This window comes from Rhizobium pisi, from assembly GCF_003938655.1.
GTDB classification, from domain to species: Bacteria; Pseudomonadota; Alphaproteobacteria; order Rhizobiales; family Rhizobiaceae; genus Rhizobium; species Rhizobium pisi.
The window spans coordinates 201,766-215,903 of sequence record NZ_RJJT01000009.1 but is presented as its reverse complement, the minus strand read 5'-3'; the positions used below and the strand labels follow the sequence as shown (position 1 = coordinate 215,903).

Here is a 14,138-nt window from a genome sequence, read left to right as displayed (position 1 = left end):
TGAATGAAGATGACGTCAGAATTCTTCCCAGGCGCCGGGAGAAGCGGCGACGGCGGCACTTCCGGCATGCCGCTGCGCAACGACTCTCTGCTCCTGGCGAGGCTGACGAACGGGTTGAGCGGGTTTGGGCTCGCTGGCGGTAGAGGCACCGACAGTGAACCCGGCGGCCGAATTCTGCAGCAGGCGCCCCTGCGTCAGCAGTTCTTGGCAGGCCGCATTCGTTTCCTCGACCATTGCGGCATTCTGCTGGGTCGCCTGATCCATCTGGTTGATCGCGCCGTTGATTTCCTGCAGGCCCGTCGCCTGTTCGCGGTAGGACTGAACGATGGAGGCGATGCTGTCGCTGATGCGGTTGACCTGCTCTTCGATCTTCAGCAGGGCGTCGCCGGTTTGGTTGACCAGCCCGACGCCGGCAGCAACCTCTTGCCCCGACACGTTGATCAGGTTCTTGATTTCCTTCGCCGCAGTTGCGGAGCGCTGGGCGAGTTCACGCACTTCCTGCGCAACGACCGCAAAACCCTTGCCGGCCTCGCCGGCACGCGCGGCCTCGACGCCGGCATTGAGCGCCAGCAGGTTGGTCTGGAAGGCGATTTCGTCGATCACGCCGATGATGCGGCCGATCTGGCTGGATGAGGTCTGGATCCGGTCCATCGCGCCGATCGCGTCACGCACTACGGTCGCGGAGACATGAGCGCTGCGCTTGGTTTCCTCAACCAGTTGCCCGGCATTCTCGGCCCGTTGAGACGATGTTCTGACCGTCGTCGTCACTTCATCGAGGGCTGCGGCGGTCTGCTCCAAGGCCGCGGCCTGCTGTTCGGTCCGCCTGGCGAGCTGATCGGCGGAGGAGGCAAGCTCGCTCGACCCGCTTTCGACCGCGACCGAGGCGGTCTTGATCTCCGTCAGCGCGGCTGCGACCGCTTCGACCATGCGGTTGAAATCCTGCCGCAGCTTGTCGAATTCGGGGCCGAGATCTGCGAGACTGATAGAGAAATCGCCTGCCGCAAGCCGTTCCAATGCATTCGCAAGCGTGTTCATGACCAGCCGCTGCGTGTTGCTGGCCTCTTCCGTTAGCGATGCGTTGCGTGCCCGTTCGGCGTCGAGCGAGGCGCTCTGTTCGGCTGCGGCCTGTTCTCTTTCGATCTTCGCAATCGCCTCTTCGCGGAAAACTTCCAAAGCCCGCGCCAGGAAGCCGATTTCATCACCATTTTCGCGGTAGGTGACGGGAGAGGCGAGATCGCCTTTCTGCAAGGCGCTGATCCTGCCGCTGAGGATCCTGAGGGGGCGGCCAACGAGGCTGCGCATGGCGAGAAGAAATGCGACGACGGCCAAGGCTGTTATCGCCGACTGCGTGAGCAGCGAAATGACGACCTTCTGACGAACTTCGGAAGCGATTTTTTCGACAGACCAATTCGTGAGGACGTAACCGGTGGCCTTGCCCGACTTATCCAGCGGAAGCGGCGCGATGATCGTGACCACGCCTGTCGATACGCCGTCGTCGATTGTCGTTTTTTCCGGCTTGGCACCGAGGCGCTTCTTCAAATCGTCGGCAGAAGGCAAACCGCTGACGCCGTCGCGCGTCCACGTATCGACGGCCGCGAGGTCCGCATTGAATGCGGCGAACTGGACAAGGTCGAGCGAGGGATCATCCCGGTAGAGCGAATAAGCCTCGCGAACGGCGTTCGCCTTGCCCCATTTGACGCCGCCTGCGGCCAGGGATGCAAACTGCTCGGCATCCTTGGCCCAGTTCGCCTTGGCGCCATCGACCAATGCCCGGGTTTCGTACATCCAGCTATAGGCCGCGAAGGCGGAGATGCCGCAGAGATTGACGGTGACGATGATCGCTGCCAGCTTTGCCGTCAGGGGCATCGTTTTGAGAAATTCGAACATGCCGTGGGGCCTCGAATGCAAACGCGGTCGGCTAGTCCCCGACCGGCATATCAATACGGGCATCCACGCCGGCGATCGCAGCGCGAGCACTCATGCCCACGTCCTCCTTGCGACCCAAAACGCGCAATCTTAGTCTGTATTTTTTGTGTGAAGAAATGATAAATTGAAATGGACATCGGCGCGTCCGGCTGCTGTTTCCGGATTGCCGGGCCTCGATCGCCGCGGCGCTCCCCATCGCAACCGCCTTCCAGGAATAAAAGACTAAGAGCCGCGTTCCGCCATCGCCTCTTCGGGCTCGGCCTGGCGGTGCCTGCGGCGGCGTGTCGTCAGTTCCGCGCCGGTATCGCGGGGCAGGCGCAGGAAGGTGATGCAGGCAAGCGCCGAAATCGATGTCGCAGGCAGCTTGCCGCTGAGCCGGTTTCCTGAAATAGATGCATCGTCAGGTGCCCGCCGTCGCGGCGGGAGAATCGGGAATCCGGTGCAAGACCGGAACGTGCCCAACGCTGTAAGGCCGACGCCTGCCGCTCATCATGCCACTGGCTTTTTGCCGGGAAGGCTTGCGGCAGGGGGATGACGCCAAGTCAGAAGACCGGCCTGACAAGATAGACCCAACCCGCGCGGACGGCGGGCGGTTGCGTTGTTTGGGATTTGACGATGCGACCCTTTGATGAGGATGCCCTTTCGGCGGCATCCGGCTTTTCCTTGGCCGAACGCGAGGCCGTTTATCACGCGATCATGACGCGGCGTGACGTTCGCAGCCAGTTTCTGCCCGACCCCTTGCCCGATGACGTTGTGGAGCGACTGCTGACCGCCGCTCATCACGCACCATCCGTCGGCTTCATGCAGCCGTGGAATTTCATCCTGGTCAAAAGTGCGGAGGTGAGGACGCGGGTGCGGGATGCCTTTGCCAGGGCCAACGAGGAGGCGGCGTTGATGTTCGAAGGCGAACGGCGGCAGGCCTACCGTTCGCTCAAGCTCGAAGGCATCGTCGAGGCGCCGCTCGGCATCTGCGTGACCTGCGATCCGACACGCAGCGGCAGCGTGGTGCTGGGGCGCACGCACAATCCCAGAATGGACGCTTATTCCACGGTCTGCGCCATCCAGAATCTCTGGCTTGCGGCGCGGGCGGAGGGTGTCGGAATTGGTTGGGTCAGCATCTTTCGCGAAGGCGACCTGAAGACCATTCTCGGCATACCCCATCATGTCGAGGTGGTCGCCTGGCTCTGCGCCGGCTTTGTCGACCGGCTCTATGACGAGCCGGAACTCTCGGTCAAGGGCTGGCGGCAACGGCTGCCGCTTGAAGAACTCGTCTTCCACGATGGCTGGGGACGGAGCGAGCGCTGAACTGCGTCAAGCTGAACCGGATTCAGACGATCACTGCTGCTGCGGCTGCGGGCCGGGCGTTGCCGGATTGGCAAGATCGATCGAGCCCTGGTCACCGGCGAGGAATTGCGGGCCGACCTGGCGGACCTTGTTCTGGGTGGGATCGTAGGGACGCTCCGGGACGGATGGCTGCGGCACGGCTGCTGCCGCTGCATCTTTTACCGGCGGATTGGTGTGGAGAGTGGTGATCGAGCCCTGTTGCGGCGGTTGGCTCAGGGCCTGCTTGCCGCGCATCTCATTGTAATAGGCGGTGAGATTGCAGGCGCATGCGTTCTTTTCACCGGGCGCGCGGCTCTTGTAGGCGAAGGCGTTCTTCATCGCGCTGTAGGGCGTGCCCGTCGCGACAGAGATCATGTTCGAGGCTTCGGTGCTCGTCACGTCGCGATAGAAGAGCTGGGTCTCGATGCCGGGGCACATCTTGGCGCAGGTCTGGGCATCGCGGCCGAAATCGACCGAGGTGGCATTCGAGCTGATCGGAAAGAAGCCGCCGTCGCAGCTGCGCACGCAGATGGTGCTGACGGGCGAGAGCATATCGGCCCGCGGCAGGCCGTAGCGCGGGTCAACCTCTTCACCGCCGCCGAGCGGGATGAAGGTATCGGTGCGCATCGCCTGTTCCTCGATGCTCGGGGCGGGATCGTTGGCGCTGCGCTCGGACGGGGCATAAAAATTGTCGCTGTTGCAGCCGTTGCGCTCGAGGGCGGCGGTCAGTTCGCGGCGCGCATTGTTGCTGTCATCGGTCTGGTTGCGCAGCTCGTCACGGCGATCCTGGAGATAGCGGATATTGTCGATCATCCGGGCTTCGGCCTGCGAGAGCTCGGCGCAATAATCAGCATTTTCTCCGCCGATCACGACCATGCTGCCCGAGGTGCAGTCGAAACTGCGCATATCGTTGCGAACCTTGCGCAGTTCGAGGTTCTGCTCGGCCATGGCGTTGGCATATTGGCGCGCTTCCGGCCCGTTATTGTTGCCGATCGATCGCGGCAGATCGGCCAGACGGCCGCGCAGGTCGTTGCAGATGGCGCTCGTCTGCGCGGCGGCTGGTGCTGCCAGCGCAAGAAGGAGCGCGAGAGACAGGTTTCGGCGTTTCACGGCGTCGTCCCGGAATGAGAAATAATCAATCGGTCAAAGGTGCCGTCCATCCGCCACACGTTTTCTCTTAGCGTATTTCTCTTAAGAAGCTGGGATAAATTCCTAGCGCATTTTCGCAATTTTATCCAGCAGATACGGCAATCTTCCTTTGGGGAAGGTCTGGGGTAGCTTTGCGCTGGAAGCGGTCACAGCAACCGTCAATGGCAGTTCCCTTCTTCATCCGAATTGTTATTCTCACCGCTCGCTCCTGCGGGAAATTGGCTTTCACTGGGGATAGAACACAATGCGCTATATGCTCATGCTGCATGCCGACGAAGCTGCCGGGAAGGCCATAGCACCTGAAGACATGGCACGCTTCCTCGGCCAGATGTATGCCTATCAACAGGCGCTGGAGAAAGCGGCAGCATTCGTCTCCAGCAACGCGCTCGTCAGTTCCTCCGAGGCGAGTATCGTTCGCGTTCAAGGAAATGAGGTCAGTGTTCTGGACGGCCCTTATGCCGATGTTCGCGAACAGTTCGGCGGTTACTTCATCATTGACGTCGCCGATATTGATGAAGCCAACAAATGGGCGGCACGCTGTCCTGCCGCGACCTGGGGGACGGTCGAGGTTCGTCGTATCAGGGATGCGTCGGAATATGCAGGATGACGGATTCGGGTTCCACCCTTGCCCGATCCGTTGCAGAGCGGGTGGCACGCGAGAGCTATGGCCGCCTCGTTGCCTATCTTGGCGGGCGCTTGGGTGACCTCGCGTCTGCCGAGGATGCGCTCGCGGCGGCTTTCCTCGCGGCTCTGGAGAAATGGCCTGTCGATGGCGTGCCTGACAACCCCGATGCCTGGCTGCTGACCATCGCGCGCAGGCGCAGGCTCGACGACTGGCGCAAGGACAAAGTCAGGGCGAGGAGCGCCGATCATCTCGCTCTCATCACCGAGGAACTATCAGCGGCGGCGGAACGGGCTGAAGAAATCGCGGACAGGCGACTGGCGCTCATGTTTGCCTGCGCACATCCCGACATCGATGTCTCGGTACGAACGCCGCTGATCCTTCAGACCGTGCTGGGCCTGACTGCGTCAGATATCGCCGCGCGGTTTCTCGTCTCTCCGAAAGCCATGGGGCAGAGGCTCGTGAGAGCCAAGGCGAGGATTAAGGATGAGAAAATTCCGTTCGTCGTGCCGGAAAAAGAGGAACTGTCGAACCGCTTGCCGCCGGTGCTCGCCACCATCTACGCCGCCTATACGAATGGGTGGATGGACATTGACGGGGCGGAAACGCTTGGACAAGAGGCAATCTGGCTTGCACGCGTGGTCGTATCCCTGCTTCCGCAAGAGCCTGAACCGAAAGGTCTTCTCGCGCTGATGCTTTATGCGGAGGCGCGGCGATCATCCCGCAGGGCCTCTGATGGTGCATTTGTGCCGCTGGACAGCCAGGATGTCGGACTTTGGGATCATGAGCAATTGCGCCTCGCAGAAGGTCTCTTGCGAGAGGCAAGCGCAAACGGGCCGACTGGCCGCTACCAGATCGAGGCGGCCATCCAATCTGCCCATGTCGCGCGCCGTTTGAGCGGCATCGCAAACTGGCAAGCTGTGGTTTCCCTCTATGACGTGCTGGGCAGGATTGCTCCGTCGCCCGTGGTGACACTCAATCGGTCCGTGGCGCTCATGCGGATAGGCCAGGCAGATGCGGCTCTTGGCGACATATATGCGCTTGCCGGCGATCCGAGGATGGCTGACTATCTGCCCTATTGGACGGCCCGCGCGCGGATTTGCGCCGATCTAGAGAACCATGTCGAGGCGGCAGAGGCTTTCACGGTCGCCATCGGATTGTGTTGGTCGGAGGCGGAACGACGCCACCTCGAAGAACAGCGCTCAAAAGTTTTATGTTGACCACGAAGTTTTCTCACGGCGCCTGTCGAAATCGAGAACTCCTGCACGACATCCGTCTGTCCAACCAAGGAGTACGACATGACCAACACTTCAATAGCTGTACAGAGCATCTTCGCTTCCGCCACCGTTTCCAACTTTGACGAGGCCCTCGTCTGGTACGAAAAGCTCATGGGACGCCCCGCAGATGACAAGCCGATACCGGGCATGGCCCAGTGGCGTAAAATGGGCGGGGCCGGCCTGCAGGTCTGGAAGGATGACAAACGCGCCGGCAACGGGATGATAACGATCGTCGTCCCCGAGCTCGAGGCCGAGCGCGAAAGGCTTTCGCGCCTGGGCTTGCAACTCGTCAACAGAGTGGAAGGCGACTTTGGGGTCGTGGCTCAGATATTTGATGCGGAGGGCAACCGGATCAACCTGGCTGAGCCTCCCAAGGGATCTGTGAAGAACTGATTTCGCAGTCGCCGCTTCCAGACAATTAAGTCTTCGGCCCAGAGCAATGGCTGCTTTGGGCCGAAAGCAAAGGCTGGTGATGATTGAATAGCAAGAAGTGGCTGGCGCGGATCGCCCTGGCCGGCGCGGCGGCGAGCGAAGGCGAAAAGGGCGGAGAATGACAAGCATTTCCAACGAGCTTCACCTCCCTGCGACGATATTCGGCATACCGGCAGCCCAACACGGTCTCCATATCTTCGTGGACGGTTGTTATGATCCCGGTTCCGGGCACGGGGGCTGGGCTTTTGTTGCTTATCGCGATGTCGCGGAAATCGCCTCCGGCTTCGGTGGCGTCGGAGACTCCGCCAACAATTCGATGGAATTGGCCGCCGTCCTCAAGGCCGCAATATGGATCAACAGCGAGGCGACGGACGAAGCCGCGACCATCTGGTCGGATTCCATCTACGCCGTCACAGGCTGCAACATCAGGCGACATATCTGGAAGAACAATGGCTGGAAGAAAAGCAATCCGAACGGGAATGCTCGAAGCCGAAAATGCTGAACTCTGGAAAGCGGTCGATCTTCAGCTATCCCAGAATCCGTTGGTGACTATCGCCTGGTGCAAGGGCCATTCCGGCATATCAGGCAACGAACGCGCGGATGAGCTTGCGGATAGAGGACGTCTGTCGTTAGGGGGCGGATGACTTGGCGTATCCTCGACCTCTGCCGAGGATCTGCTGCAGCTAACGCCGATGCTCGGGACAAGCCCGAGCATCGCGAACGAGATTGGCAGCCTGAGCTTCCTTACGCCGGCTGCGATGCCTCGACGACTGCCAATGCCGCCATGTTGACGACGCCGCGGGAGGTGACCGAGGGGGCGAGGATGTGGGCGGGCATGGCGGCACCGAGCAGGATCGGGCCGACATGCAGGCCGTCCGTCATCGACTTGACCACGCCGAGCGTGATGTTGGCGGCGTCGAGGTTCGGGAAAACCAGCAGGTTTGCCTCGTCGTGCAGCGTCGTGTGCGGCATGACGCGCTTGCGCAGGGCTTCGGTGATGGCGCTCTCGCCGTGCATTTCACCATCCACCTCGAGATCGGGGGCTGCGTCGCGCACGAGCTGCAGGGCGTTGCGCATCTTCGTCGCGCTCTCGGATTCGCGCGAGCCGAAGTTGGAATGCGAGACGAGGGCGGCGCGCGGCGTGATCCCGAAACGGCGGATCTCCTCGGCCGCCAGCACCGTTGCCTCGGCGATTTCTTCGGCGCTCGGATTGAAGGTGACATAGGTGTCGGTGAAGAAGGTGGCGCCGCGCTGCGAGATCATCAGGCTGAGTGCCGAGAAATCGCGGACATTCTTGCGCTTGCCGATGATCTGGCGAACGTCCCGCAGGTGCTTCTCATAGCGGCCTTCGAGGCCGCAGATCAGCGCATCAGCTTCGCCGCGCCTTAGCGCCAGCGCGCCGATGACCGTGGTGTTGGTGCGCACGATGGTACGGGCGGCTTCCGGAATGACGCCGCGGCGGCCGACGAGGGAGAAATAGAGATCGACATATTCGCGGAAGCGCGGATCGTCTTCCGGGTTGATGACCTCGAAATCCTGCAGAGGACGGATGCGCAGGCCATAGCGCTTCAGGCGCGTTTCGATGACCTGAGGACGGCCGATGATGATCGGTTCGGCGATGCCTTCCTCGATCAGAACCTGGGCGGCGCGCAGCACGCGCTCGTCTTCGCCTTCCGAGAAGATGACGCGCTTGCGCTCCGCCGTCTTTGCCGCCGTGAAGATCGGCTTCATGATGAATCCGGAGCGGAAGACGAAGCGGTTCAACTGGTCGAGATAGGCGTCGAAATCCTGGATCGGACGGCGCGCTACGCCACTCTGTTCAGCGGCTTTCGCGACCGCCGGGGCGATGCGCAGGATCAGGCGCGGGTCGAAGGGCGAGGGGATCAGGTAGTCGGGGCCGAAGACCGGGGTCTCGCCGGAATAGGCGCGGGCGGCAACATCGGAGGGTTCTTCGCGGGCGAGGGCTGCGATGGCGCGCACCGCCGCCATCTTCATTTCCTCGTTGATCGTCTCGGCGCCGCAATCGAGCGCGCCGCGGAAGATATAGGGGAAGCAGAGGACGTTGTTGACCTGGTTGGCGAAATCGGAACGACCAGTGCAGATCATCGCGTCGGGGCGGGCAGCGCGAGCGAGATCCGGCATGATCTCAGGCGTCGGATTGGCAAGCGCCATGATCAGCGGCTTTTCGGCCATCTGCGCCAGCAGCTCCGGCTTCAGCACGCCGGCGGCCGACAGGCCGAGGAAAACGTCGGCGCCGCCGATGTTTTCGGCGAGCGTGCGCGTATCGCTCTTCTGGGCATAGACGGACTTCCACTCGTCCATCAGCTCAGTGCGGCCCTCATAGACGAGGCCCTCAATATCATGGACCCAGATGTTTTCGCGCTTGGCGCCGAGCGTCACCAGGAGATTGAGGCAGGCAAGGGCGGCGGCGCCCGCGCCTGACGCGACGATCTTGACATTCTCGATCGCCTTGCCGGCGAGCTCCAGCCCGTTCAGGATCGCGGCGGCGACGATGATCGCCGTGCCGTGCTGGTCGTCGTGGAAGACGGGGATCTTCATCTTCTCGCGCAGGCGCCGCTCGACTTCGAAACATTCCGGCGCCTTGATGTCCTCCAGATTGATGCCGCCGAAGGTCGGCTCCAGCGAGGCGACGGTCGAGACCATCTGGTCGACGCCGGGCGCATCGATCTCGATATCGAAGACGTCGATGCCGGCGAATTTCTTGAAGAGCACGGCCTTGCCCTCCATAACAGGCTTGGAGGCCAGCGGACCGATATTGCCGAGACCGAGGACGGCGGTGCCGTTGGAGATGACGGCGACGAGATTGGCGCGCGAGGTATATTCGGCCGCCATTTCGGGATTGTCGCGGATGGCAAGGCAGGGGGCCGCGACTCCAGGCGAGTAGGCGAGCGCCAGGTCGCGCTGGTTGCCGAGCGGTTTGGTTGCCTGGATCTCCAGCTTGCCGGGGCGGGGATAGCGGTGGAAGAAGAGCGCCTGCTCGTCGAGATCGCCACCCGGCGCGTCCTTCTCCGTCTTGGATTTTTCCTGGTGATCCATTGCCGCCTCCGTGCACGTCTTTTGGGGAGTTCCCTCCATACATCAATCGGATACGGGCGACAGTATGGAAATGGGGGAAGGAAGAAGTTTTCGGTCGAACATCCCGGCCTGACGGACGGGATGTTCATCTTGGCTATCGGCGGTAAGCCCTCAGGCGGCGATGTTGACCCAGGCAGGCGCGATAGCGGTTCCGCGGCCGAGGCCGTAGCCGAGGCGGATGTTGAGCATGCCGAGCGGTTCCAGAAGTGTCGCGGCGTCAAGGCCGCCGGTCTTTTCGACGGCAAATCCAGAGTCGACGACCAGACGGGAAACCCTTTCCACGGCGTCCTCATCATTTCCGGCGACGAATACCGGCACTTTCGCCGTGGCGTCGCGGGGCGCATTGAAGAGTTCGGCGAAGATGGTGTTGAAGGCCTTGACGACCTTGGCGCCGGCGGCTGCCTTCTGGATCTTCTCGGCGGCGGAAGTCTCGTGGCCGAAGAGCAGGCCGGAGAAATCAGGTTTCAGCGGATTGCTGATATCGACGACGATCTTACCTGCGAGGGACGGCAAAGCGGCAATTTCAAGCGCGCTCGCATAGGGAACGGCAAGGACCACGATTCCGGCGGCGGCGATCGCTTCCGTGATGGGCGCGCGCTCGACGCCGAGGCTTTCGGCAAGGCTGCGTGCAGCCGTATCGTTGCGGCCGGCGATAACGAGATCAGTCTTGCCGGCGAGACGCGCGGCCAAGCCCTTGCCCATGTTTCCAATGCCGATAATTGCTGTTTTCATTGTGCTTTCTCCTGTGATCCGATGGGATAACAAAGAGATACATCCAAGCAATCCATTCGTTAATTGCATTGATTGCGATAACAGACCTGCATAAAAGTATCGAATGACCGATCTTTTGAACCTGCAGACCCTCATTGCCGCCGCGACATCGGGAAGCTTTGCCGGAGCGGCGAAGCGGCTTGGCATTTCGCCCGCGATGGTTGGCCGACGCATCCAGGCGCTGGAGCAGGAATACGGGGTCAAGCTGATCGAACGCACCACGCGCACGCAGCGGCTGACCGAGATCGGGTCTCGTTTCCTCGTCAAGGCAAACAGGATCATCGACGAGCTGGAGGAGCTCAACGACATCTCCCGCCCTGATGCCGAGGCCCTGTCTGGACGCCTGCGTGTAAGCGCTCCGACGACGCTGGGGATCAAGCGGCTCGCGCCTGTCATGGCCGAGCTCGCGGAGCGGCATCCGGCGCTTTTCGTCGAGCTCAATCTCAGCGACCGCAATGTCGACCTCGTGGCCGAGGGTTACGATCTGGCGATCAGGATCGGCGAATTGAAGCCATCTTCCCTGATTGCGCGCCGGGTCGGCAGCTATCATTTCGTCTGCTGCGCCTCTCCGGCCTATCTTGAACGATTTGCTGCGCCGGAGCGGCCTGAGGATCTTCGCCTCGGCCGCTGCATCCTCAATCTCAATCTCGTTCCGCGCGACGAATGGCCGTTCGAGACGGAGGACGGAGAGAGTTTCACGGTCGCGGTGCGCGGCAACATAGAGATCGACAACGGTGAGGCACTCAGGACGGCAGCGCTCGCCGGCGCAGGCATCATCTACATCCCTGTCGATCTCGTTGCGGAAGACATAGCCGATGGAAGGCTTGTCGAGGTTCTCTCCGGCTGGCGAAAACTGGTGCTGCCGATCCACGCCGTCCATCCATCGCGTCGGTTCGTGCCGGGGCGGATCGGCGCGGTGATCGATGCCATCGCCCGCGGGCTGCGGGGTTAGATATCTGTCGGCTCGCGGCAGGGATTGCCGTCCGCGAACACCAATTTCCGAGTGAAGTCAATGGAATGCCACTTCTGCGGTTGCAGCCGCAGGGAGCTAATCCTTTTCGGAACTTGTTTGGCGGCCCCAGCAAGCGCAAAATGCCGCCGCGACGGGGCGGGGCGCCGGTTGCAAGGAGGAAATCATGGACAATTTGAACCTGACGACCCTGCAAAAGGGACAGACGATGGTCAATGACATGGCCATGGATGCGTTTGCCACTGGTTTTCGCGGCAGTCTCCTGACCAGTCAAGACGCCGATTACAACGAGGCGCGGGCGATCTGGAATGCGATGATCGATCGCCGGCCCGGCCTTATCGCGCGTTGCTCAGGTGCGGCCGATGTCATGCGCGCGGTGCGTTTTGCGCGCGACAACAATCTGCTTGTTTCGGTGCGCGGCGGTGGCCACGGCATTGCCGGCAATGCGGTCTGCGAGGGCGGCGTCGTCATCGATCTGTCGCCGATGAAATCGGTGCGGGTGGATCCTCAGACGCGCCGCGCCCGGATCGAACCTGGCGCCACACTCGGTGACGTCGACAAGGAAACGATGGCCTTCGGGCTGGCACTGCCGACCGGCATCAATTCCACGACCGGCATTGCCGGACTGACGCTCGGAGGTGGTTTCGGCTGGCTCACCCGCAAATTCGGGCTGACGCTCGACAATCTGCTTTCGGTTGACGTGGTGACGGCCGATGGTGAGCTGGTCAAGGCGAGCGAGACCGAAAAGCCGGACCTCTTCTGGGCGCTGCGCGGCGGCGGCGGCAATTTCGGCGTCGTGACCTCCTTCGAGTTCAAGCTCAACCCTCTCAATACAGAGGTTCTGGCCGGGCTGGTCGTGCATCCCTTCGCTGACGCGGAAAAGGTGCTCAGGGAATACCGGCAGGCATTGGAAGCAGCACCTGACGAACTGACCTGCTGGGTGGTGATGCGCCAGGCGCCGCCGCTGCCGTTCCTTCCGGCCGAATGGCACGGCAAGGAAATCGTGGTGCTCGCCATGTGCTATTGCGGGGATATCGCGGCGGGAGAAAAGGCTGCGGCCAGATTGCGCGGGATCGGAACGCCGATCGCCGATGTCGTCGGCCCGGTGCCGTTCACCGGCTGGCAGCAGGCATTCGACCCACTTCTGACGCCTGGGGCGCGCAATTACTGGAAGAGCCAGGATTTCGCCTCCCTTTCCGATGCGGCGATCGAGGTACTCCTCAACGCCGTGCGCAAACTGCCCGGACCGGAATGCGAGATCTTCATCGGCCATGTCGGCGGCGCCGCCGGCCGCGTTCCCACCGAGACCACCGCATTTCCGCAACGCAGCTCGCATTTCGTCATGAACGTGCATGCGCGCTGGCGGGAAGCCGGAATGGACGCAAGCTGCATCGGCTGGGCGCGCGAACTTTTCGAGGCAACCAAGCCGCATGCCGTGGGAACCGCCTATATCAACTTCATGCCTGAGGACGAGACCGATCGTGTCGAAATGGCATACGGCGCCAATTACCACCGCCTTGCCGAAGTCAAGCTGCGCTACGATCCGAACAATCTGTTCCGCATGAACCAGAACGTGAAGCCGATGGCGGCCGTGCGGGCTGCGTGAGAGGATTGAGCGAAGTCAACAAGGTGAAATTTCCGCCGCGCATGTTGATGCGCGGCGTTCCATGATGGGCGTTCGAAAGGTGCGATGCCATCGCTCCATGATGAGCCGGCTACTTATCGCCTTCCACTGAGTTGACCAACAGATGTTGGATTAGCCATTGCTATCGTTATCCGCCGGGCTTCGGCGTAATCGTCACCTCCGCGCCATAAGCGTCGCGCAGTTGGCCTTCCTGTCCCGGCTGCCGGTCGGCGGCCTGATGCAGCAGGATCGTCTCGTATCCTTGTGAACGGGTGCCTTCGATCAGCGTGATATCGGCATTCCCGGGGTTGTCGGAGCGTTCGAACCACTCGACAGGGCGGTGCAGGAAGTTCATTTCCACCGCCCGGTTGGTGACGCCGTGGCCGACGATTGCGACATTATGGTCGCTGCTCTCGGCATCGCGCATGACGGTCTGGAGGAACAGGCGCACGCGCTGCGCCACATCCGCCCGGCTTTCGCCATCCGGCGGCCGAGCGTAGAATTTGCCGCTGTTGCTGCGCAGCCGCGCCCATTTTTCGAATTCCTCGGGGAATTTCTGTTTCTGCTCGGCATGGTCGTAAATTTCGGTGAAGAGACCGAAATCCTGCTCGCGCAGGAGATAATCCTCCCTGACATCGCCAACGAAGTTTTCAGGCAGGGCTTCGAGCAATGCATCCTTGCTCTGGCGCGTGCGCAGAAACGGCGAGTACCAGATGTGCAGCTTCTGGAAGCCCGGGCTCGGCAATCCCTTCAGATATGAGGCGATCACGCCGCCGGCCTCGGCCGCCTGGCGATAGCCCCACTGCGTCAGCGGCACGTTGTGATCGCCGAATTGGCGATAGGCCCGTTCGTTGATGTTGCCGAGGGATTCGCCGTGGCGAACGAGGAAGAGACGCATCAGCCGTCCCGCTTTGTCGGATATGGAATCGCTGTCATCATGAACGCGCT

Annotated in this window: 11 protein-coding genes, 1 pseudogene and 1 riboswitch; of the genes and pseudogenes, 7 read left to right on the top strand and 5 right to left on the bottom strand. The window is 61.7% G+C overall.

All coding sequences use genetic code 11. From position 1 onward, the window contains the following. Positions 1-15: 15 nt before the first annotated feature. Positions 16-1,887 carry a methyl-accepting chemotaxis protein gene (locus EFD55_RS14820; protein ID WP_125845805.1) on the bottom strand — a complete coding sequence of 624 codons (1,872 nt, stop codon included), beginning with the start codon at positions 1,885-1,887 and terminating at the stop codon, positions 16-18. Between the two features lie 424 nt (positions 1,888-2,311). Continuing rightward, positions 2,312-2,499: riboswitch (cobalamin riboswitch) on the top strand. Between the two features lie 42 nt (positions 2,500-2,541). Between EFD55_RS14820 and bluB the strand changes: the two genes are divergently transcribed. Continuing rightward, a complete protein-coding gene (gene bluB, locus EFD55_RS14810) occupies positions 2,542-3,231 on the top strand; it encodes a 5,6-dimethylbenzimidazole synthase (RefSeq protein ID WP_125845804.1) in 690 nt (229 codons plus the stop codon). A gap of 30 nt (positions 3,232-3,261) precedes the next feature. On the opposite strand, the gene EFD55_RS14805 is transcribed toward bluB, so the two are convergent. Then, positions 3,262-4,359 carry a DUF2865 domain-containing protein gene (locus tag EFD55_RS14805; RefSeq protein WP_125845803.1) on the bottom strand — a complete coding sequence of 366 codons (1,098 nt, stop codon included), beginning with the start codon at positions 4,357-4,359 and terminating at the stop codon, positions 3,262-3,264. A gap of 283 nt (positions 4,360-4,642) precedes the next feature. Here EFD55_RS14805 and EFD55_RS14800 point away from each other — a divergent pair, with 283 nt between their 5' ends. The 4 genes and pseudogenes from EFD55_RS14800 to EFD55_RS14785 all read left to right on the top strand — a co-directional run bounded on the left by EFD55_RS14800 (position 4,643) and on the right by EFD55_RS14785 (position 7,373). Further along, positions 4,643-5,005, top strand: coding sequence for a YciI family protein (locus tag EFD55_RS14800; protein ID WP_125845802.1), 363 nt, complete (start codon positions 4,643-4,645; stop codon positions 5,003-5,005). Then, a complete protein-coding gene (locus EFD55_RS14795; RefSeq protein WP_125845801.1) occupies positions 5,002-6,240 on the top strand; it encodes an RNA polymerase sigma factor in 1,239 nt (412 codons plus the stop codon). The genes EFD55_RS14800 and EFD55_RS14795 overlap by 4 nt, the downstream gene beginning before the upstream one ends. 78 nt (positions 6,241-6,318) lie before the next feature. Then, a complete protein-coding gene (locus EFD55_RS14790; protein ID WP_125845800.1) occupies positions 6,319-6,690 on the top strand; it encodes a VOC family protein in 372 nt (123 codons plus the stop codon). A gap of 157 nt (positions 6,691-6,847) precedes the next feature. Further along, positions 6,848-7,373: pseudogene (locus tag EFD55_RS14785) on the top strand (ribonuclease H family protein). 100 nt (positions 7,374-7,473) lie between these two features. On the opposite strand, the gene EFD55_RS14780 reads toward EFD55_RS14785, so the two are convergent. After that, positions 7,474-9,786 (bottom strand): NADP-dependent malic enzyme, encoded by a 2,313-nt coding sequence (locus EFD55_RS14780; RefSeq protein ID WP_125845799.1) that lies wholly within the window; start codon positions 9,784-9,786, stop codon positions 7,474-7,476. A 150-nt stretch (positions 9,787-9,936) separates the two neighbouring features. After that, positions 9,937-10,557 carry an NADPH-dependent F420 reductase gene (locus tag EFD55_RS14775; RefSeq protein ID WP_125845798.1) on the bottom strand — a complete coding sequence of 207 codons (621 nt, stop codon included), beginning with the start codon at positions 10,555-10,557 and terminating at the stop codon, positions 9,937-9,939. Between the two features lie 103 nt (positions 10,558-10,660). On the opposite strand from EFD55_RS14775, the gene EFD55_RS14770 reads away from it, so the two are divergent. Further along, the gene (locus EFD55_RS14770) at positions 10,661-11,548 is read left to right on the top strand and encodes a LysR family transcriptional regulator (RefSeq protein WP_125845797.1); all 888 of its coding nucleotides are present in this window, start codon (positions 10,661-10,663) and stop codon (positions 11,546-11,548) included. 184 nt (positions 11,549-11,732) lie between these two features. Further along, on the top strand, positions 11,733-13,172 hold the full coding sequence (locus EFD55_RS14765; protein ID WP_125845796.1) for an FAD-binding oxidoreductase: 1,440 nt from the start codon (positions 11,733-11,735) through the stop codon (positions 13,170-13,172). 166 nt (positions 13,173-13,338) lie between these two features. Here the strand turns inward: EFD55_RS14765 and EFD55_RS14760 are convergent, their stop codons facing one another. Next, entirely contained in the window at positions 13,339-14,088 is a 750-nt protein-coding gene (locus EFD55_RS14760; RefSeq protein ID WP_125845795.1) for a histidine phosphatase family protein, read from the bottom strand. Positions 14,089-14,138: the final 50 nt, after the last annotated feature.

Bases quoted from the DNA above. Each gene is read 5' to 3' on its own strand.
- EFD55_RS14820 (WP_125845805.1), bottom strand. From the start codon at position 1,887: ATGTTCGAATTTCTCAAAACGATGCCCCTGACGGCAAAGCTGGCAGCG.
- bluB (WP_125845804.1), top strand. From the start codon at position 2,542: ATGCGACCCTTTGATGAGGATGCCCTTTCGGCGGCATCCGGCTTTTCC.
- EFD55_RS14800 (WP_125845802.1), top strand. From the start codon at position 4,643: ATGCGCTATATGCTCATGCTGCATGCCGACGAAGCTGCCGGGAAGGCC.
- EFD55_RS14795 (WP_125845801.1), top strand. From the start codon at position 5,002: ATGACGGATTCGGGTTCCACCCTTGCCCGATCCGTTGCAGAGCGGGTG.
- EFD55_RS14790 (WP_125845800.1), top strand. From the start codon at position 6,319: ATGACCAACACTTCAATAGCTGTACAGAGCATCTTCGCTTCCGCCACC.
- EFD55_RS14780 (WP_125845799.1), bottom strand. From the start codon at position 9,786: ATGGATCACCAGGAAAAATCCAAGACGGAGAAGGACGCGCCGGGTGGC.
- EFD55_RS14775 (WP_125845798.1), bottom strand. From the start codon at position 10,557: ATGAAAACAGCAATTATCGGCATTGGAAACATGGGCAAGGGCTTGGCC.
- EFD55_RS14770 (WP_125845797.1), top strand. From the start codon at position 10,661: ATGACCGATCTTTTGAACCTGCAGACCCTCATTGCCGCCGCGACATCG.
- EFD55_RS14765 (WP_125845796.1), top strand. From the start codon at position 11,733: ATGGACAATTTGAACCTGACGACCCTGCAAAAGGGACAGACGATGGTC.
- EFD55_RS14760 (WP_125845795.1), bottom strand. From the start codon at position 14,088: ATGCGTCTCTTCCTCGTTCGCCACGGCGAATCCCTCGGCAACATCAAC.